We start from the raw sequence: 20,408 nt of genomic DNA on the forward strand, positions 1-20,408 counted from the left end.
GCGAAACAACAGCTGGCCGAACGCTTTTGGGCATGACGAATAAGCCGCTGCGGCAACGCTGTTCAGCGTTGGACGCATGGCTGGGACGCCACCACAAGATGATTCGGCGAATGTGCGGTGCACGACGACGGCACCCACACGAGATCGGAACAGATTGCGTGAATCGAGATCGGTGACCGACGGTCACCACCGCGGCGACCGACGGTCACCGCATGCGCCTAGCTCTTGATCGCTCCTCCAACGTTGCTGCCGCGGTGCGAGGCGCCGAGGCTTTGTCAGCTTGATCACACGGATGTGATCCGTGCATTGCGAACATTAGGCGCTTCGTTAATAAAAAGGAACTTTTTGCACTAAAAAAAGTTGGTCGATCGTCCAGCGCGCTCAGCTGGGCCGACGCAGCAGGGCAAAGCTGTGTCCGCGACCACATTTCGATCGCGTATGTGAGCCACAGCACTTTCAGATGTGCAGACTATGAGCCCGAACGTTGCATCCGCGTTGCATCGGCGCCCAAGCGTCGATCGAGCACCCGAATCTTGGCCTCGATCTGCGCATATAACGGCGAATCACGATCCACCGTCGCGCGATAGGCGGCCCAGGACGCGGCATCGTCACGCCCCTCGGCACATGCGGTCCACCGACGCAGCACCGCGGTATCGCCGGAACTGAGCACCGCGGTGCGCAGCCGAACCCGAAGTTCATCCCGAATGTCAATAATTCCGGGCGCGGTCGAGCGCGGCAGCACCGGTCCGGCGTACAGCCGTAATGCAGAATCGACATCACCGGAGTCGAGTGCGGCTCGCAGCGCTTCGATATCGGTTGCGACATGCACCCGCAACCGGTAAGGGCGCGAACCGAATACGGTCGGACCGACCACCGCACGCAGCCGCGACATGGCGGCACGAATGGTGCCGTTGTCCAGATCCGTGTCATCGAGCAGCAGCGCGAGATGGTCGGCGCCGAGCCCCTCGGGATGTTCGGCGAGCAGCAGCAGGATCTCAGCATGCCGCTGCGACAACGGAACTCGATCACCCGCGACACTCAGCAGCGGCTGTCCGAGCCCGAGCACGTCCAGACCGAGCCGGGCCACGGCGATTTCGCCCGTCGTGCTGTCATAGGCCACGGCGCGGCCCGAGGACCCGTGCTGCCCCGCCCGCATGGCACTCAGCAGCAGATCCATTTCGGCCGCCGTCGATGTCGCCTTCACCAGCGCCAGGATCTCCGGCTTGGCCACCCGCACGCCCCCGGCGATCATCAGCACGCCGACCAGCCTGCCGTCGGGATCGTGTACCGGCGCGGCGACACCGGTGATCTGATGCATCCGATGCAGAAAGTGTTCGGGCCCATGGATCCACGCGGCCCGGCCGGTGCGCACCACCAGGCCGACGGCATTGGTTCCGATGCGACGTTCACTCAGATCGTCGCCAGCACGCAGACCGATTTCGGCGGCCGCGTCGACCTGATCCGAATTGCCGTGTACCCACAGCACCCGGCCGAATTGATCGGCCACCGCGACGATCAAACCCGTTCTGGCCGTGTCCTGTACGAGCAATTTGTCGATCAATGGCATCAATGCAGCAATCGGGTGCGCATCGCGATAGCGCTGCAGATCGGCACCGCGCAGGCCGCGCCCGTCCAGCAGGTCCATCGGGTCGATGCCGCCGCGCACGCTGCGCAGCCAGGATTCGAGCACAACCGGACGCAGCAGACCGGCAAGCTGCGACAGCTGCTCGCCACCCGCGCTAAGGTATCCGTGTGCTTGTGCGGCATAGGCTTCCAGAGCGCCGAGTTGAGTGCCGGGTTCGACGCCGTGCCGTGGGGGCCGCCCACCTGCAAGATTGCTGACCATTAGCCTTTCTTTCCGCCCCAAACTGTACCGGCGCGCATTACCAGACAAAGGCGGTTGTCTTGGTTTGTCCGCCAGCTCACATCCCGTTCAGACCTCGTACAAATGTGACCTACCCGTCTTTCAGATCCTTAGGTGAGATATTCGCTGACCCGTTCGGCGATCATTACCGTCGTCGCCTTCGGACCGCGGCTCAGCGGCACCGGCACGACGGAAAGATCCACCACGGATAACCCGGTCGTGCCATGCACTCGGCACCGCTCGTCGACCACCGCGCGTTCGTCGTCCGCACCGCCCATTCGGCAGGTTCCCGACAGATGTTGCGAGGTAGCCAGATTCGCTCGGAGCCACGCATCGGCGGGTTCCGGTTTCGATTCCGGCGCGCGCACCATCGGGATTCCGTGCAATACCTCGACCGCCATGGTCACCGCTTCTCGCAATCGAATCCGATCGGCGTCAGCCGATAAGTAGCGGAAATCGATGAGCGGCGCGATGGTGGGATCGGTGGAACGCAGCCGGAGCACCCCTTCGGATCGCGGACGCATGAGCGCAACACCTAAACGATGGATATACGGGGTAAACGATACGGCGTACGGACGGATTTCGACATCGTCGAGTTCCAGCACATATTCCAGCGGGATACCGACGCCGCTCGCCAACGCTGGATCACCGCGATAGTCGATGCCGATCTCGGGATGATCACTGAACCACGCGCCGACCGGCGCGGGATGCAGCACCGGAACATCCAGCGCCCGTAGCTGTCCCGGATCGCCGATACCGGAGCGCAGCAACAGCGCGGCAGATTCGATGGCGCCCGCACACAGCACGATGCGATCGGCCGCGAGCGTGCCCGCCTTGCCGTCGTGCAAATAGTCGACGCCGACGGCACGGGTGCCGTGAAAGCGGATGCGAGTCACCAGCATCGCGCCGGTGACGGTGAGGTTCGGTCGGGCGAGCGCGGGTGCCAGATACGCCGTCGCGGTGTCGACCCGCCTGCCGTGCTCGATATTGCACGGCACCGGTCCCCAGCCTTCGGCCGGACCCGCGCCGGGCAGCGCGTTCAGGTCGGGAATCGCGGCAAGGCCGAGTGCCGCACAGGCCGAGGCGAATTCGCGACTCAGCGGGGTTGGCGCGGCGGTGCGGCGCACCGGTATCGGCCCGGTCGTGCCGTGCCCCGGCCGGTCGCCGTAATCGAGATCGCGCTCGAGGCGGCGATAGGCGGGCAGCACCGCGTCGAAGGACCAGCTCGCCGAGCCGCCCAGCTCCTTGCTCCACGCCGTGAAGTCGGCCCCCGTCGCGCGCACGAAGTAGCCGCCGTTGATCGCGCCCGATCCACCGATCACCCTGCCGCGCACAATATTTCCGGCAACATCATCGGCCAGGTCGACGGGATAGCGCCACACCAAGGTCGATTCGGGGCCGATCGGCATCCGGGTCGCGTCGAGCAGTTGCGCCGCATCGATCGACACCGGACCGGCTTCGACCAGCAGCACACTATGGTCCGGATCCTCGCTCAGCCTGGCCGCCAGGACACATCCGGCCGTGCCACCACCGACGATCAGCGTATCGACCATCTCTACATCAACTCATCAGGTGGTACAGCCATTACACGTTCGATTCAGTTCCGAGGCGTACTCGGCTTGAGCGACTCCAGGCTGCGGGCGCGGAATGCGCCCAGCCACAGGCCGGTTCCGTACGCGATATCGTCCATCCGCTTGTAGGCCACATAGCGGAACGGGTCGAGGCCGCCCGCATCGCGGTGGGTGAACCAGTCGGCGAAGCCGTCCGCAACCGCCATGGTGACCGCGATGCGCCGGACCCGCCGCGACAGCATCATCGCCACCATCGTGATCGGCCAATAGTGTCGGCACATCGCCGAGGCCAGTCGCCAGATTCCCGCGAAGTAGCCGCGCGCCAGATAGATCGCCGCGATCCGCGTGGGGTTGTCCAATCCGGTGAAGACCCGGCGTAGTCGGGCCAGCGCGGTCACCATGGTGATCAGTCCGCCGAGCAGTCCCCACTTCGTCAGCGTGGCGAACAGTATGGTCGCCACCACCGTCCACAACGGCATTGCCAGCGGCGTCACCATGCCCGGATGCCGCTCGCCGAGCGGTGCGGCGCCGGTGCCGTAGAAGAGCTTGCGACCGAACCAGGCGCGGAACGAGATTCGACTATCGTGCGCCACATGTGCCGCGGGCTCATAGCGCAGCCGCCAGCCCGCCTGCTCCAACCGCCAGCACAGATCGACATCCTCGGCCACCTGCATCGACTCGTCGAATCCGCCCCCGGCCAACAGCGCCCTGCGGCGTACCAGCAGCGCGGCGCTCGGCACGTACGACACCAGCCCGCGCGACTGCACGGCCGATTCGCGCCGACCGAGATCGAGTGAGGAGCGGGTGTGCTCATAGCGCGCCAGCGCGTTCGACTCCGGATCGAGTGTGACGATCCGGGGCGCGACCAGCGCCACCTCCGGATCGCTGAAATGCCCGAGCATCACCTCGAGCCAGCCGCTGCGCGGGACCACGTCGGAGTCCAGGAAGGCGACGAAGTCGGTTGTCGCGGCCCGCAATCCGGCATTGCGCGCGGCGGCCGGGCCCTGTCTGCGGTCGTGGCGCAGTACCGTCACCCGGCAGCGGGTGCCACGGTTGCGCGGGATCTGCACGGGCTGATCCGAACCGTCGTCGACGACGATCACATTGTGCCCGCGCAGGGCCGCGAGGAGTCGGGCCAGGCCGTCGGCATTGTTGTGTAGCGGCACGATCACGGTCACGTCGTCGAGCGCGGGCAGCAGCTGGGGACGCGGATTACCGACACCGGAGTCGAGCAGCCGTCTGGCAACAACGGCTGACTTCGGGCCGGTGACCTCGAGGTACCCGTCGCCGATCATCTCGGCGGCCTCCGGGGCAAGTCGCAGCAACCGGGCGGGCGAACCCCCGATCAAGATGCGCCCCCCGGAGTATGCGCGTACCCGTGGATCGATCCGCACCCCGAATCCATCGGGCAGGCGATCATGGCGCATTCCTGGCATGCTAGGCGGAGATTCGCGCATTGGCATCATCAGTCCGGAAAAAAGGACGGAATTCCGCACGAATGCGCCCGCGGGGCGGGATATCTCCCGACACGGCTTTCCGGCGGGTCGCGTGCGACTCGCCGAAGGCATTCGGCAACAATCTGGCAATCATCGAATTGTCGCTCGATAGCCATCGTCGATTGATCGTGCAGCACATAACTGGCTACCGGTTCGGAATCATGTCAGTGGACTCTCGTCGCAGGCGCGCGCGGGTCGCCGCTCCGGTGATGTGCGTTCAGCGGCGGGGCGAGATACCGATAGTGTCAGCGGAATCGGGCCCGACTTACGCGATCCCGGTCGGCTCGGCGCGGTCCGGCGCGAGTGGTCGACCGACGAGCGCGGGATCATCCGTCCGGCGTCGGCCAGCGCCGCCTCGCCGTAGCCCTGCACGCACTCCGGGTCCGGCCCATCCGCGGGCAGTCCGGTGAAGAACTTCGCCGCCATACAACCGCCGCGGCAGGCGTCGTAGTGGGCGCAGCCGGAGCACGCACCACCATCGGTGGGCTCGCGCAGTTCGGCGAAGAGTTCCGATTCCTGCCACACGGTGCGGAAACCGCCATCCGCCACCACATTTCCGGCACGGAACCGGTCGTGAATCGCGAAGGGGCAGGCATACACGTCGCCGACCGGATCCACCAGGCAGACCACCCGGCCCGCACCGCACATATTCAGACCGGGCAGCGCCTGGCCGAATGCGGACAGATGGAAGAACGAATCGCCGGTGAGCACGCCTTCGCCATTGCGCACCAGCCAGTCATAGAGCACCCGTTGCTGTTCCGGAAGCGGATGCAGTTCGTCCCAGACATCCGCACCCCGACCCGATGGCCGCAGCCGCGTCAAACGCAGTGTGGCGCCGTACCTATCGGCAATCGCCTTGAACTCGTCGAGCTGGGCGATATTGTACCGGGTCGCGACCACCGAGAGTTTAGCATCGGTGAATCCAGCCGCCGCCAGATTCTCCAACGCCCGGATCGCCATGGCGTAGGACCCCGGTCCGCGCACCGCATCGTTGACCTCAGCGTCGGCGCCGTCCAACGAAATCTGTACGTCCACATAGTCACTGGCGGCCAGGCGCGCGGCGACCTCGGGTGTGATGCGAACTCCGTTGGTGGAGAACTTCACTCCGACATGGTGCGCGGTCGCATAGTCGACCAGCTCCCAGAAGTCCTGGCGCACAGTGGGTTCGCCGCCACCGATATTCACATAGAAGATCTGCATGCGCTCGAACTCGTCGATCAACGCCTTGCACTGTTCGGTGCTCAGCTCGCGCGGATCGCGGCGGCCGGAGGAGGACAGGCAGTGCACACAGGACAGATTGCAGGCGTAGGTCAGCTCCCACGTCAGGCAGATCGGTGCGGCCAAACCGGTTTCGAACTTATCGATCAGCCGCCCGCCCGTGGCAGCTCGCGGCTGCCCGGTGTGCGGCAGCGGTGCGGGCATCGGCGTGGGCACACTGCCCGGCGCGGCCTGCCTGATCATGTCCGAATCGGCCAACTGCGCCAAGGCGCGCACGTACGGTCCGGCGAGGTCATCCGAGACGCCCGCCGCCCGCAGTGCCGCACCTGCCGAGACATGCGCGGGCAGCGAGCGGACGATCTCGAGGATCCGTCGACTCTTCAGAAAGGAGAGTTTGCGCGTGCCGAAGTGGTAGAGCAGCGCACCGAACGACTCCGGCCGCAGCGCCACCCGCGGATGCGGCTCCCATCGGGTATCGAGATCGAGCATGGTCGTACCGCCGGTCAGTAGACGCCGCACATACCGTCGATGGAGACCTCTTCGATGAGGGTCTCCTCGATCAGCGGCGCCTCCTCGATCGACCTGGATTCGATCGTCGCGATCCGCCCGGTGTTGTCGGTATCGGTGTGTCCGATGGATCCGTGCTCCGGCATGCCTACCTCCGAGATGCGACCAGTTACCACGGCCACGGGTGCGGCCGTGCTCACACGATAACGTCACAAGCTGACAAAATGGAACACGTTTCAGTATGTGAATTACACCAGCGCCGTATCGCCGCCGCCGCAACCCCACACGTCGCCGCAGGTCCGCCTCCCCACACACGCCGACCGGGCCGCGACCGCGGGCTCTAGACTGCGGGTGGCAAGCAGCTGAACAGGACGTGACGGGCGACATCGCCCGCAGTGGTAGAGGTGGCATGGGAGTCGGACGAATGCAGACGAGCGGGGGCGGCTACACCCCGCGGTGCGAGCTCGAGGCCCGGAGGCAGCAGCTTGCGTAACCAGGTAGGGCCCGGGAACACCGCAAATAGGACCCCGCGGTGCGAGCTCGAGGACCGGAGGCGGGAGCTTGCGTAACCACGGAGGGCCCGGGAGCGCCGCAAATAGGACCCCGCGGTGCGAGCTCGAGGACCGGAGGCGGGAGCTTGCGTAACCACGGAGGGCCTGGGAGCGCCGCAAATAGGACACTGTCGGAATCCGAGATCGTCGAGGCCGCGCTGCGCGTGGTCCGCGAGGACGGCGTGGAGAAATTGTCGATGCGTCGACTCTCCCGCGAACTCGGAGTTTCGCCGATGGCGCCGTACTACTACGTCGCCGATAAACGCGAGCTGCTCGACCTCGTCGCGAGCGCGGCACTGACCGGAGTTCGCAAGCCGGCGCCCGATTCCGGGCCGTGGCAGCATCGGCTGCGCGATCTGATCGACCAGATCGACGACAAGCTGCGCAAACATCCCGGACTCGGCGATGTGCTGATCGAGCAGATGCTCGGCAAACAGCTCGATCTGATCGCCGCCATTATGGAGATCCTGTTCGAGGCGGGTTTCAATGACCGCAATGTGCTGGCCGCGTACGCGACGATCCACACCTACCTGTTCGGCCGCCGGCGGGTGAATCCGCGCGAGCGGTCGCCGCTGTCGGAGGTGGCACTGCCGGAGTCGGTGGAGCGAGCCACCAAATACATGGCGGACCTGCGCGGGAAGTACGCCTACGACTTCGGTATGGAAGTGCTGATCGACGGTCTGCAGGCCCAGCTTGTCCGTCAGCCCGGTCCCGACGTACGATGAAACTGAAACACGTTCTAGTTTTGGTTGTGTTCGAGAGGACGAGAACCGTGAGCGAGCGCAGCGAGCGAGCCATAAATACAGCACCCTCGGTGGTCATGACGGAGCCGAGCGGCAGCGAGGCGCAGTCGTGACGACCGTCGAAGTTCCACACGGTTCGCGTTCGGTCGTGCTGCGGGTATCCGCAGTCATCGCCGAAACGGCCGACACCTGTTCGCTGGTCTTCGACGTGCCCGACGAACTGCGCGAACGTTTCGATTACCAGCCGGGGCAGTTCCTCACCCTGCGCATCCCGAGCGACCTCACCGGCTCGGTGGCACGCTGCTATTCACTGGCCAGCTCACCGCACACCGACGACCGGCCCAAGGTGACCGTCAAGCGCACCGTGGGCGGCTACGGATCGAATTGGGTCTGCGACAACGTCAAAGCGGGCGATCAGCTCGAAGTACTGCCGCCATCGGGCGTCTTCACGCCGAAGAACCTCGACGACGATCTGCTGCTGTTCGGCGCCGGCAGCGGCATCACGCCGGTGATGTCCATCCTGAAATCGGCGCTGGCGCGCGGGAACGGCCGAATTGTGCTGGTGTACGCCAATCGTGATCACGAATCGGTGATCTTCGCTGGTGAGCTGCGCGAATTGGCCGAGAAGCATCCGCAGCGGCTCATCGTGATCCACTGGCTGGAGCACCTGCAGGGGCTGCCGACCGCGGACGGTCTGGCCGCGCTGGTCGCGCCGTACGTGGGCTACCACGCCTACATGTGCGGGCCGAAGCCGTTCATGGACCGGGTGCACGACGCGCTGGCCCGACTCGATGTGCCGCGTTCGCGCACGCACGCCGAGGTGTTCAATTCCCTTGCGGGAGACCCGTTCGCGGATCAGGCACCGGTCGAGATGACCGACGAGGAGGCCGCCGACGCGGCCACCGTCGAGGTCGAACTCGATGGCGAGGTGCACGAGCTGAAGTGGCCGCGCAAGCAGACCCTGGTCGACATCATGCTGTCGAAGGGCCTGGATGTGCCGTATTCCTGCCAGGAAGGCGAATGCGGTTCCTGCGCGTGCACGGTGCTCGAGGGCAAGGTCGAAATGGACAATGCCGATATCCTCGATCCCGAGGATATCGAGAACGGCTATATCCTCGGCTGCCAGGCGCATCCGGTCACCGACCACCTGCGCATCCAATTCTGATCCGGCGCAACCGGTTACAGTCCGCGGTAGTGGACGCGGAGGGCGGGATCCAGGCGCTCGGTCGCATAGCTCAGTGCGGTACGGCCCATATCGGCCGCATGCTTGTCGAGGAAGCCGGTCAGCAGTCGCTCGTCGACGCGCTTGCCGACCTCGCGCAGCATCCAGCCGAGCGCCTTCTGGATCAGATCGCGGCGATCGTCGAGGAGTTGTTCGCAGAGTTCGAAGGTGGTCGAGGCATCGCCCGCCTTGATGAAGGCGAAGCTCGACAGCAGCGCCACCCGGCGCTCCCAGAGCGAGTCCGCGCGCGCGAGTTCGAAGAGCAGGTCGCGTGGCCGATCGAGCAGCCAGGGGCCGATGACGTTCTCGGCGGAGACGTCGACCAGATCCCAGTTGTTCACCCGACCCCGGCGCACCGCGGCGAGATAGAGCTCGACCATCGCCGCCTGCCCGTCGGTATCGAGCGTGCGCGGCTTGCGCGCCGCGGCGAATCTGGCATTGAGGATGACCAGCGCGGCCAGCCGGTCCTCGTGCACGGCACTGTCCAGCAGCGCATCGATCTCGTCGAGTGGAAGTGCCGCAAAGCGTTTCGCGATCGATCGGGTGACGGGCACCCGCACACCGAGGAAGACATCACCTTCGCCGTACTCACCGGGCCCGGTCTTGAAGAACCGCGCCAGCTGGCCGGCATCGGCGGGGTCGGCGACCTCGGCCAGCGCCGCATGGACCGCGGCGGCGGTCGGCACGAGTTGGGCCATCACCGCTATCCCTGCGCTCCCAGGATCCGTCCCGATTCGAAAGCCGCTGCGCTGACCGGCAATTCGCCCGGCCGACCGCTATTGAGCACCCGCACTGCACCATTGCCGGTGGTCGGCCTACCGAGCGCATCCATCCGCCGAATCGTCTGTGCCGCAACGGCTTGCGCGCTGTCGAAGAGCCGAACGCCATCGGGCAGTGCGGCGACAATGGCATCGATGACCAGCGGGTAGTGGGTGCATCCGAGCACCACCCCCTCGACATCGGCCGGAGTCTGTTCGGCCGCGCGTGCAATCGAATCGCGGGCCGCGACCAGGTCGCCGCGATCGATCGAATCCGCCAAACCGTGACAGGCGATGCCGACCACCTTCGCATCACCGCCGAACCGGGCGATCAGATCCGCCTGATACCGACTGGCGGTGGTGGCCGCGGTGGCCCACACCGCGACCGACTTGCACACCGCCGCAGCCGGTTTGATCGCCGGAACGGTGCCGATCACCGGGACGCCGGGCCCGACCTCAGCGCGCACCTGGTCCAGCGCGGTGACGCTGGCCGTATTGCACGGCAGCACGATCACCTCCGCCCCGAGGCGAACCGAACTCCGCGCGGCGTCGACCACCCGGTCGGTCACCCACTGCTCGGGTTTGGGTCCCCACGGCGCGCCATCCGGATCCAACCGCAGCAGCAGGTCGACATCCGGCCGCAGCTTGCGCAGCCAGGCGGCCGTGGGCAGCAACCCCAGCCCGGAATCGATGAGCGCGACGATCACCCGACCACCGTATTACAGCGGACCATCACGCCCTACTCGGCCGCCGGGCTGGTTGTGTAGTGCGCCCGGGCGAGCAATCGCTACGACTGATCCTTTCGAGCGACCCGCGAGCAATCGCTAGGGTGCGGCCGCGAGCAGATCCGCGATCGGCGCATTCGCGGCGATCTTCGCGCGGGCCTTCATCACCTGGCCGGTCATGCCCGCGCCGACCACACCGGTCAGGTTGCCGTGCTGGGAGTAGTAGGCGAGGAATTTGCGGCCGTCGTCGGCGACGATGTGGATATCGTCGGTGGCGCTCGGGGTGCCGAGGGCCTGGATCTTCACGTCGTACTGATCGCTCCAGAAGTACGGCACCCGCGCCGCGGTCGGCGGTTCGGCGCCGAGCAGCGCGCAGGCCAGCAGCTTGGCCTGTTCACCCGCATTGGTCCAATGCTCGACGCGCTTGCGCAGCCCGGTCTCGTGCCGCCAGGCGGCCACATCGCCGACCGCCCACACCCCATCGACCGAGGTGCGGCCCACCTCGTCGGCGAGCACGCCGCCACCGGCCGCGGGCTCGGCGAGCTCGATACCGGAATCGGCGAGCCATTCGGTCACCGGACGCGATCCGACGCCGATGACCACCAGATCGGCGGATACCTCACTGCCATCGGAGAGCAGGGCGCCGCGCACCCGCTCGGCATCGTCGGCGAGGAAGGTGTCCAGGCCGGTCTCGCAGCGCAGGTCGACGCCCTCGGCCCGATGCATGCGGGCCACCAGCGCGCCGATTTGTGCGCCGAGCACCGAGGCCAGTGGCGTCGGCTGCGGTTCGATCAGGACGACCTCGACACCGCTGGCCCGGAAGCTCGCCGCAAGTTCACAACCGATGAATCCGGCCCCGACCACCAGCGCCGTACCCGCGCCGGACAATTCGGCGCGCAGCGCGGCGGCATCGGCATGTCCGCGCAGTACGTGCACGCCCCGCAGATCCGGCAGTCCGGGCAGGCGGCGCGGCCGCAGACCGGTCGCGATGATCAGCTGGTCATAGTCGAGCGTGCCGCCATCGGCCAGACGCACCTGGCGCGCGGCGGTATCCACGCCGACCGCCTCGGTATCGAGCCGCAGGTCGATCTGCTTCTCGTCGAAGAATTCGGCGGGCCGCAGGGTGGTGTCGTCGGTCTCGCCGCGCACGAACTGCTTGGACAGCGGCGGGCGGTCGTAAGGCAGCCGCGACTCCTCACCGATGAGGATCAGTTCGCCCTCGTATCCCGCGCGACGCAACTCCTCGGCGGTGCGCAGCCCGGCGAGACCGGCTCCGACGATGACAATCGGCCGGTTCATGCGGCCTTCCCTTCATTAGCGCCGAACCGGCGCCGGGTCGAGTTGGCATCCGTTACTGAGGGTGACACGAAGCTCACCCTAACCTTTGCTTGGTTGCAAACCACAGTGAGGGCCGCCACACCGGATCACCAACCGATCGGTGCGCAATCGTATCCATATTTATATTGATCGGGCGGTCAATCAGAGTTAGATCGAAGTGCGGAGAACAATTCAGAGCCTGAGGAGGCACACCATGTTCACCGAAAGTCGCGCGCAGGATTTCCTGGCCGTTGTGCTGGGCATCTTTACCGCGCTGTCACCCCTGTGGGTGAACACGAACGACAACGGCATGTGGTCGTTGATCGTCCTGGGCGTGCTCATCGCCCTCACCGGCCTGACGCAGATGTACCGGGCGACCCTGGCGGCCGCCGACTATGCGATGGGCCTGTTCGGCGCATTGCTGTTCATCTCCCCATGGGCGATGGACTACACCGGCTACCGCGGCGCATCCTGGACCGCATGGGTAGTGGGCGTGGTGACGGTGGTGGTCGCGGCGGCGGCGCTGCCGACGGTATCGGGTCGGCTGCACGATATGGCGCCGCATCACTGATGCAGATGCCGAAACCCCGGCGAGGCGGGCGGCGCCGTAGCGCGAAAGTCGACGGCGACGCCCGTCAGCTTATTCTCGATGCCTCGGAAAAACTGTTCGCGGCACAGGGATTCGACGCGACCGCGACCGCGGCCATCGCCGAGGCTGCCGGTGTCCCCAAGGGCCTGGTCTTCTACTACTTCCCCACCAAGGATTCGATCCTGTCCACACTGATGGCCGAGCGGGTGCCCGCGGAGCCGATCGGCGATATCGGCACGGTGGTCGCACCGGGCGATCCGGCGGCCAGCCTGGTCAATCTCGATGCCGCGCTGAATCTGCGCGATCACCATTCCTCGGTGCTGCGCGTCATCATGTGGCGCGAGGCCGATACCCATCCCGATGTCCGCCGCCAATTGCGCCGCCTGCGCGATCAACTACTCGATATCACCGCCCGGGTGCTGCAGGCCAGCGCGCCCGTTCCGGTCCAGCCCGGCACGCTGCGTGCCTGCGCGGCCGCGTGGGTTTCGGCCATGTTCGCCATTGCCAGCAGCGATCGGCTGCACGCCCTCGACGGGGTGCCGCTGCCGACGGCGGATGAGATCTTCAATGTCGCGCGGGTCGTCGCGGCGGGCATGACGCAGCTCGGTTGAGCATGCTTTTTATTCTTTCGACTGGATAACTGAAAAGCGCGCCTTTACCGATGTCATTCGGGGCGCGTGATAGACCTTCGGCTTGTGCAGATCAATCGAACCCTTCGAGATCTGACCGGTCTCGCGACGCGCGCATTGATCGTCTGCCTCATGGTCGGCGCCTCGACGACATTCCTGGGCGGCACCGGAGCCCACGCCACACCGATTTACCCGACTCCGGACCCGGACCCCTTTTATGCGGCACCACCGGACCTGGCGAATAAGCGACCGGGTGAGGTGCTCGCGACGCGACCGATGCCGCCACTGCTGGTTTTTCCGGAAACCACGGTCACGCAGATCAAATTCCGTTCGAACAATTCCGCCGGACAGCCGATCGCGGCGACGACGCTAATGCTGACGCCGCGCTCGCACCGCCCCGATGGACCGGTTCTGTCCTATCAGCACATCATCAATGGCCTCGGCACGCAGTGCACGGTGTCGCGCGTGCTCTACACCTCCGATCCGGCTCTCCAGCTGCGCGAGGCGGTGCTGCTCAACGCGCTGCTGTTCGCCGGCTGGAGCATCGCACTGCCCGACCATCTCGGGCCGAACTCCGCCTATGGCGCGGCCCGGCTCGGCGGCCAGATCACCCTGGACGGCATTCGCGCCATTCGCCGAGTTCCCGAACTCGAAATAGCGAACAGCAGAATCGCGATGGCGGGCTATTCCGGCGGCGGCATGGCCACCGCATTCGCCGCCGCGATGGCGCCGAGATACGCGCCCGAACTGGATATCGCGGGCGCCGCGATCGGCGGCGTACCGATGAACCTGGTGAAAATGGTGGAGTGGGTCAACACCGATCCACATCCGGCATTCGGCCTGTTGATGGCGGCCGGTATCGGACTGGAACGGGAGTACCCGTACCGCTTTCCGATCAGCGACTACCTGAACCAACGCGGGTTGGAAGCACGCACCGCGATAGCCAACGCCTGCACCAACGAAATCCTCTACATCGGCGCCGGGCACAGCGCCCGCGATTACGCACGGAATATGAACCTGGCCGATGATCGGAATGCCAGGGCGGTAGTCGAGGAGAACAGTCTGGAACTCTTCGACGGCATCCCGAATATACCGATCTTCGAATGGCATTCGCCGAACGATCCGCTCATTCCGGTCGACGCGATCCTCAATGTCGACCGGCGGTATTGCGCTGCGGGTGTCGCGCTGCAAGCCGAACTCACCTACTCCCCCGAACATCTGAGCGCCGCCGTGCTCGGGATACCCGCGGTGCTGTTCTGGCTCGACGCCCGCTTGCGCGGCGACCCGGCCCCGAACAACTGCGAAAACTAGTCCGCCAGGAAGGCGACGACATCGGGAACAAAGCGCTTCACGACCCCGATGTGGGTGGTATGCGGGTAGATGATCAAGCGCGAGTTCGGGATTCCGTCCGCGGTGCGGCGGAAGGTTTCCGTGCTGTAGCCGCCATCGCTGTCGCCACCGAGGACCAGGGTCGGTGCGGTGATATCGCTGAGCCGACCCGTGAGGTCGAAGGCGTCCTCGGCACGGATGAAGGCCAGGGTGTCGGCGGGATTCCGCGGGCGCGCAAGGGGATCGGCCAACCACATGCCCGCGGCGGCGAGGCGCTGCGCGACCGGTGATTTGAAGGCGACCGCGGCCATGTGGTGCAGCCCGCGCTTGCCCGCATGGGCCGCCTCGCCGTAGCGCAGCTGCGCCGTGCGCGTGGCGTTTTCCAGGGTGTAGCCCGACGAGGCGATGATCAGTCGCCGGACGGCGGCGGGGTGGTCGGCCGCGAGCTGTAGGGCCAGTGATCCCCCCGAGGAGACGCCGACAACATCGACGGGTTCGCCGAATTCGTCGTGCAATGCCCGCGCATGGTCGGCGGCGATATCGGCCATCGTGGTGCCCTCGGCCATACCGGGCGCGCGGTTCACCGCATAGACCCGGAAATGTGCCGCGAGCGGGGCCAATGTTCTGATCTCGGACTGTCGCAACCATCCGGTCGGATTGGCGTGATCGGGGGTGAACCACCGCAGGAAGACCAGCGGACGTCCGGATCCGAGTGCGAGATACGGCATGCCGTGCGTCCACGTCCCCTCGGTGACGTCGAGTGCGGTGGCCAGGGCCGAACTACTCATGCTTCCTCCGATCAACCGGTCTTACCTCTTCGCTCGACGTTAGCGCCGAGCCATGCCGACCCGCGATAACCTCCGAGGTCATGGGTTCGAGTACCCATTCGGAAGGGTTCGGCTACCGCACCGGCTCGAAGTTTCGCCACAAGTTCGCGTATGCGATGCGTTGTAGTCCTAGTTGCGCACCGGGCGGTTACCGTTGAAATATGCGCCTGATAGCAGCGGCCGCCCTGGTGGCGGCGTTGCCGATGGCCGCCTGCGAGAGTTCATCGCCCGCGCCATCGGCCAGCATGATCACCCGGCCCGCTGTTGCGGTAACTCCGCATACGCCGATTCCCGAACCATCGGTTCCCGCAGCATCGGTGCCCGGAGCGACAACGCCCGCAACCACCGGCCCGCCGACCGACGCGCCGCCCCTGGGCGCACCGCACTGTGCCACCACGGATGTCGCACTATCGCTGGAGAATGCGGGCGGGGCGGCAGGGAGTATCTACGCCCCGATCGATTTCACGAATATCACCGCGCGCACCTGCGCGCTCTTCGGCTATCCAGCAGTGTCATTGGCCGTCGGAGATCCGCCACTGTCGATCGGCCCCACAGGCGAGCAGATCACCGACGGCGAGCCGCAACAGGTCATCCTCGGCCCCGGCGCGGTCGCGCATGCGACAGTGCGGTACACACAGGCGGGAAACTACGACTGCGAGCATGCTCCGGCCGAATATCTGCTGATCTATCCACCGAACCAGACCGTCGCGGTAACTCTCCCATTCGGCGTCGACGCCTGCGTGCAGCCCGCTATAGCGCTACTGCACGTCGATTATGTGAAGCCGGGCACGGCGAACTGAAACCCCGCGCGGCACAACACCTTTCGATGCGGCGGCGTCCGCGCCGATGCTCGAGCTCATGGCCGCGGTCGACGAGTCCATCCCGGACCCCGCGATGAGATCCTCGAGCTCGTCGAGGCTGTCTACCGTAGGATGTACCCGTGACCGCCGCGCGCGACTACTCCGAGCTTCACACGCTCATCGACCAACTGGAGCCCCAGCAGGTCGATGAGGTGCGGCAGCATGTGCTGCGGCTGGTCCGACCGAAATCTGACCGATTCTCAGTCCTACGAACGTTCGATGGTCCTGCGACTGACCTCGGCGCGCGCGCCAAAGACGTTCTGCGTGACGAGATCGGTCGAACCGATGCTGATCGTTGACACTGGTCCACTCGTCGCCTACCTGAACCGCCGCGACACCGACCATGCTCGATGTGCCGAACTGTTCGGTAATCGGACGGACGAACTCCTGGTCACACCGTACGTAGTAACCGAGGCGTGCTACCCGCAAGAGCGAGACCGCTAATTGCTTCATTCAACTTCTGTTCGCGCCTGTACAGCGTCGATAAATCGGCATTAGTGCACAAAGGGCCTCCTCCCGCAAGGAAGCGGCCCTTTCGGTAGGAGCCAAATCCTATTGGATACCGACTGTTGTCCCCCGCCCACCAAACTCGCGGCTGCCAACCCCCGAAACGCCGAACGGCGCCGCCCCTTTCGGAGCGACGCCGTTCGATAAGCGATTCAGTGAATCACTTGACGATCTTCGTGACGCGACCGGCGCCGACGGTGCGGCCACCCTCGCGGATCGCGAAGCGCAGACCCTCGTCCATGGCGACCGGCTGGATCAGCTTGACGGTCATCTCGGTGTTGTCACCGGGCATGACCATCTCGGTGCCCTCGGGCAGCGTCACAACGCCCGTCACGTCCGTGGTACGGAAGTAGAACTGCGGACGGTAGTTGTTGAAGAACGGGGTGTGGCGGCCGCCCTCGTCCTTGGACAGGATGTAGGCCTGACCCTCGAACTCGGTGTGCGGGGTGGTGGTGCCCGGCTTCACGACAACCTGGCCACGCTCGACATCTTCGCGCTTGATACCACGAACCAGCAGACCGACGTTGTCACCGGCCTGGCCCTGGTCGAGCAGCTTGCGGAACATCTCGATACCGGTGACGGTGGTCTTGGTGCTCTTCTCGCGGATGCCGACGATCTCGACTTCCTCGTTCACGTTGATGATGCCGCGCTCGACACGACCGGTGACGACGGTGCCACGACCGGTGATCGTGAAGACGTCCTCGACCGGCATCAGGAACGGCTTGTCGGTCTCACGAACCGGGTCCGGGATGGACTCGTCGACCGCGTTCATCAGCTCGACGATCGCCTCGGTCCACTTCGGGTCGCCCTCGAGCGCCTTCAGACCGGAAACCCGCACGACCGGCGCGTCCTCGTCGAACTCCTGGGCGGCCAGCAGCTCGCGGACCTCCATCTCGACGAGCTCGAGGATCTCCTCATCGTCGACCATGTCCGACTTGTTCAGCGCGACCAGGATGTAGGGCACGCCGACCTGACGGGCGAGCAGCACGTGCTCACGGGTCTGCGGCATCGGGCCGTCGGTGGCGGCGACCACGAGGATGGCACCGTCCATCTGCGCCGCACCGGTGATCATGTTCTTGATGTAGTCGGCGTGACCCGGCGCGTCGACGTGAGCGTAGTGGCGCTTCTCCGTCTGGTACTCGACGTGGGAGATGTTGATCGTGATACCACGAGCCTTCTCCTCCGGCGCCTTGTCGATCTGATCGAACGCGAACGCCGCGTTCAGATCCGGGTACTTGTCAGCCAGCACCTTGGTGATCGCTGCGGTCAGCGTGGTCTTGCCGTGGTCGACGTGACCGATGGTGCCGATGTTGACGTGCGGCTTCGTCCGCTCGAACTTCGCCTTCGCCACTTGGTGTCCTCCTGGACTTGTTGGTGCGTGCAGTTGCAGCAGTGCGGTTTACATATTGGGGGTCGTGCTGACTCCCGGCTGATAGGGGCAAGTCTTGCACCTGCCCCCATCGTGCAGGCGCGGAGCCTGCGGAGTGCCCGAAGACACCTACTCGCCGGTCGCCTTGGCGATGATCTCCTTCGACACGTTGGCCGGAACCTCCGCGTACGAATCGAACACCATGGAGTAGTTCGCCCGGCCCTGGGTCTTCGACCGCAGATCGCCGATGTAACCGAACATCTCCGAGAGCGGAACCAGCGCCTTGACGACACGGGCACCACTGCGTTCCTCCATGGCCTGGATCTGGCCACGGCGGGAATTCAGGTCGCCGATCACATCGCCCATGTAATCCTCGGGCGTGATGACCTCGACCGCCATCAGCGGTTCGAGGATCACCGGACCGGCCTTACGGGCCGCTTCCTTCAGGGCCTGCGAGCCAGCGATCTTGAAGGCCATTTCCGACGAGTCGACGTCGTGGTAAGCGCCGTCGAGCAGCGTGACCTTCAGGTTCACCAGCGGGTAGCCCGCGAGCACACCGTACTGCATGGCATCCTGCGCACCGGCGTCCACCGAAGGGATGTACTCGCGCGGCACGCGGCCACCGGAGACCTTGTTCTCGAACTCGTAGGTCGCGCCGTCCTCGCCGACGAACGGCTCGAGAGCGATGATGACCTTCGCGAACTGGCCGGAGCCACCGGTCTGCTTCTTGTGGGTGAACTCGAGCTTCTCGACCTTCTTGGTGATCGTCTCGCGGTAGGCCACCTGCGGCTTACCGACGTTCGCCTCGACCTTGAACTCACGGCGCATGCGGTCGACAAGGATGTCGAGGTGCAGCTCGCCCATGCCGCCGATGACGGTCTGGCCGGTCTCCTGGTCGAGCTTGACCGAGAAGGTCGGATCCTCTTCGGAGAGGCGCTGGATCGCGGTGCCCAGCTTCTCCTGGTCGGACTTGGTCTTCGGCTCGATCGAGACCTCGATGACCGGGTCCGGGAAGGTCATGGACTCGAGCACGATCTGGTTCTGCGGATCGCACAGGGTGTCACCGGTGGTGGTGTCCTTCAGGCCGATGACCGCGTAGATGTGGCCCGCGACGGCCTCGGTGACCGGGTTCTCCTTGTTGGAGTGCATCTGGAACAGCTTGCCCAGGCGCTCCTTCTTGCCCTTGGTCGAGTTGATGACCTGGGCACCGGAGTCGACCTTGCCCGAGTACACGCGCACGTAGGTCAGCTTGCCGAAGAAAGGGTGCACGGCGATCTTGAAGGCGAGACCGGCGAACGGCTCAGCAGTGCTGGCGTCGCGGTGGATGATCTCGTCTTCCTTGCCCGGCACGTGACCGTCGGTGCCACCGTCGTCCAGCGGCGTCGGCAGGTAGTCGATCACGGCGTCGAGCATGGGCTGCACGCCCTTGTTCTTGAACGCCGAACCACACAGGACCGGGTACAGCTCGGAGTTGACCGTCATCTTGCGGATGGCGCCCTTGATCTCATCGATCGTGAGCTCTTCGCCGCCGAAGAACTTCTCCAGCAGCGCCTCGTCGGATTCGGCGACAGTCTCCAGGAGCTCCTGGCGGTACTGCTCGGCCTTGTCCTTCAGATCGGCCGGGATCTCTTCGATCTCGTACTTCTCGCCGAGCTTGGTCTCGCCCTTCCAGACCTTGGCGTTCATCTCGACCAGGTCGACGATGCCCTCGAAGGTGTCCTCAGCGCCGATCGGCAGCTGGATGACCAACGGCTTGGCGCCGAGGCGGTCCTTGATGGTCTGCACGGTGAAGTAGAAATCCGCACCGAGCTTGTCCATCTTGTTGACGAAGCAGATCCGAGGCACGTCGTACTTGTCGGCCTGACGCCACACCTGCTCGGACTGCGGCTCGACGCCTTCCTTGCCGTCGAACACCGCAACGGCGCCGTCGAGCACGCGCAGCGACCGCTCCACCTCGACGGTGAAGTCGACGTGCCCGGGGGTGTCGATGATGTTGATCTGGTTGTCGTTCCAGAAGCATGTGGTAGCCGCAGAGGTGATGGTGATACCACGCTCCTGCTCCTGCTCCATCCAGTCCATGGTGGCGGCGCCATCGTGAACTTCACCGATCTTGTAGGTGATACCGGTGTAGAAGAGGATGCGTTCAGTTGTGGTCGTCTTGCCCGCATCAATGTGGGCCATGATGCCGATGTTGCGGACCTTGTTCAGGTCGGTGAGCACGTCCTGTGCCACGGAAATCTTCCCCGCTCGTAGCTAGATGGGATTTTCGGGGACGACCCTGTGGTCGTCTCTATGTCAACGCCGGAAGCGGCAGGTTAGTGCCGCA

18 protein-coding genes are annotated in these 20,408 nt (G+C 65.3%); 7 read left to right on the forward strand and 11 right to left on the reverse strand.

The genetic code is table 11. The features are described 5' to 3' along the window. Positions 1 to 469: 469 nt before the first annotated feature. From ABZW16_RS15585 to mftA, 5 genes are all read right to left on the reverse strand, one after another. The gene (locus ABZW16_RS15585) at positions 470 to 1,846 is read right to left on the reverse strand and encodes a GAF domain-containing protein (protein WP_354956285.1); all 1,377 of its coding nucleotides are present in this window, start codon (positions 1,844 to 1,846) and stop codon (positions 470 to 472) included. A gap of 128 nt (positions 1,847 to 1,974) precedes the next feature. Continuing rightward, positions 1,975 to 3,417 carry a mycofactocin system GMC family oxidoreductase MftG gene (gene mftG / locus ABZW16_RS15590; protein WP_354956287.1) on the reverse strand — a complete coding sequence of 481 codons (1,443 nt, stop codon included), beginning with the start codon at positions 3,415 to 3,417 and terminating at the stop codon, positions 1,975 to 1,977. 44 nt (positions 3,418 to 3,461) lie between these two features. Continuing rightward, a complete protein-coding gene (gene mftF / locus ABZW16_RS15595; protein WP_354956289.1) occupies positions 3,462 to 4,862 on the reverse strand; it encodes a mycofactocin biosynthesis glycosyltransferase MftF in 1,401 nt (466 codons plus the stop codon). Between the two features lie 228 nt (positions 4,863 to 5,090). After that, positions 5,091 to 6,638, reverse strand: coding sequence for a mycofactocin radical SAM maturase (gene mftC / locus ABZW16_RS15600; RefSeq protein WP_354956349.1), 1,548 nt, complete (start codon positions 6,636 to 6,638; stop codon positions 5,091 to 5,093). Between the two features lie 14 nt (positions 6,639 to 6,652). Next, positions 6,653 to 6,742, reverse strand: coding sequence for a mycofactocin precursor MftA (gene mftA / locus ABZW16_RS15605; RefSeq protein ID WP_354956351.1), 90 nt, complete (start codon positions 6,740 to 6,742; stop codon positions 6,653 to 6,655). 551 nt (positions 6,743 to 7,293) lie between these two features. Here mftA and mftR2 point away from each other — a divergent pair. Both mftR2 and ABZW16_RS15615 read left to right on the forward strand, forming a co-directional pair. After that, on the forward strand, positions 7,294 to 7,932 hold the full coding sequence (mftR2, locus tag ABZW16_RS15610; protein ID WP_354956291.1) for a mycofactocin system transcriptional regulator MftR2: 639 nt from the start codon (positions 7,294 to 7,296) through the stop codon (positions 7,930 to 7,932). A gap of 127 nt (positions 7,933 to 8,059) precedes the next feature. Beyond that, positions 8,060 to 9,115, forward strand: a complete 1,056-nt coding sequence (locus ABZW16_RS15615) for a ferredoxin--NADP reductase (RefSeq protein ID WP_354956293.1) — start codon at positions 8,060 to 8,062, stop codon at positions 9,113 to 9,115. Positions 9,116 to 9,129: 14 nt separating this feature from the next. On the opposite strand, the gene ABZW16_RS15620 is transcribed toward ABZW16_RS15615, so the two are convergent. The 3 genes from ABZW16_RS15620 to ABZW16_RS15630 form a co-directional block, all read right to left on the reverse strand. Further along, a complete protein-coding gene (locus ABZW16_RS15620; protein ID WP_354956295.1) occupies positions 9,130 to 9,870 on the reverse strand; it encodes a DNA alkylation repair protein in 741 nt (246 codons plus the stop codon). 5 nt (positions 9,871 to 9,875) lie between these two features. Then, positions 9,876 to 10,637: an aspartate/glutamate racemase family protein gene (locus ABZW16_RS15625; protein ID WP_354956297.1), complete on the reverse strand. Its 762-nt coding sequence runs from the start codon at positions 10,635 to 10,637 to the stop codon at positions 9,876 to 9,878. A gap of 117 nt (positions 10,638 to 10,754) precedes the next feature. Next, complete coding sequence (locus ABZW16_RS15630; RefSeq protein ID WP_354956299.1) at positions 10,755 to 11,954, reverse strand: FAD-dependent oxidoreductase; 1,200 nt, start codon at positions 11,952 to 11,954, stop codon at positions 10,755 to 10,757. A 232-nt stretch (positions 11,955 to 12,186) separates the two neighbouring features. Here ABZW16_RS15630 and ABZW16_RS15635 point away from each other — a divergent pair, with 232 nt between their 5' ends. The 3 genes from ABZW16_RS15635 to ABZW16_RS15645 all read left to right on the forward strand — a co-directional run bounded on the left by ABZW16_RS15635 (position 12,187) and on the right by ABZW16_RS15645 (position 14,501). Next, a complete protein-coding gene (locus ABZW16_RS15635; RefSeq protein ID WP_354956301.1) occupies positions 12,187 to 12,543 on the forward strand; it encodes an SPW repeat protein in 357 nt (118 codons plus the stop codon). A gap of 5 nt (positions 12,544 to 12,548) precedes the next feature. Beyond that, positions 12,549 to 13,172: a TetR/AcrR family transcriptional regulator gene (locus ABZW16_RS15640; RefSeq protein ID WP_354956303.1), complete on the forward strand. Its 624-nt coding sequence runs from the start codon at positions 12,549 to 12,551 to the stop codon at positions 13,170 to 13,172. Between the two features lie 150 nt (positions 13,173 to 13,322). After that, complete coding sequence (locus ABZW16_RS15645) at positions 13,323 to 14,501, forward strand: lipase family protein (protein ID WP_354956353.1); 1,179 nt, start codon at positions 13,323 to 13,325, stop codon at positions 14,499 to 14,501. Here the strand turns inward: ABZW16_RS15645 and ABZW16_RS15650 are convergent. Further along, positions 14,498 to 15,307 (reverse strand): alpha/beta hydrolase, encoded by an 810-nt coding sequence (locus tag ABZW16_RS15650; protein ID WP_354956305.1) that lies wholly within the window; start codon positions 15,305 to 15,307, stop codon positions 14,498 to 14,500. The genes ABZW16_RS15645 and ABZW16_RS15650 overlap by 4 nt on opposite strands. 200 nt (positions 15,308 to 15,507) lie before the next feature. Here ABZW16_RS15650 and ABZW16_RS15655 point away from each other — a divergent pair, with 200 nt between their 5' ends. Both ABZW16_RS15655 and ABZW16_RS15660 read left to right on the forward strand, forming a co-directional pair. After that, entirely contained in the window at positions 15,508 to 16,146 is a 639-nt protein-coding gene (locus ABZW16_RS15655; protein ID WP_354956307.1) for a DUF4232 domain-containing protein, read from the forward strand. Positions 16,147 to 16,286: 140 nt separating this feature from the next. Then, positions 16,287 to 16,505 (forward strand): hypothetical protein, encoded by a 219-nt coding sequence (locus ABZW16_RS15660; RefSeq protein ID WP_354956309.1) that lies wholly within the window; start codon positions 16,287 to 16,289, stop codon positions 16,503 to 16,505. Positions 16,506 to 16,873: 368 nt separating this feature from the next. Here the strand turns inward: ABZW16_RS15660 and tuf are convergent, their stop codons facing one another. Both tuf and fusA read right to left on the reverse strand, forming a co-directional pair. After that, positions 16,874 to 18,064: an elongation factor Tu gene (gene tuf / locus ABZW16_RS15665; protein WP_354956311.1), complete on the reverse strand. Its 1,191-nt coding sequence runs from the start codon at positions 18,062 to 18,064 to the stop codon at positions 16,874 to 16,876. 147 nt (positions 18,065 to 18,211) lie between these two features. Next, positions 18,212 to 20,314: an elongation factor G gene (gene fusA, locus ABZW16_RS15670; RefSeq protein ID WP_354956313.1), complete on the reverse strand. Its 2,103-nt coding sequence runs from the start codon at positions 20,312 to 20,314 to the stop codon at positions 18,212 to 18,214. Positions 20,315 to 20,408 lie beyond the last annotated feature (94 nt).

Origin of the sequence: Nocardia sp. NPDC004604, from assembly GCF_040609795.1 — a bacterium.
In the GTDB taxonomy this organism is placed as follows: Bacteria; Actinomycetota; Actinomycetes; order Mycobacteriales; family Mycobacteriaceae; genus Nocardia.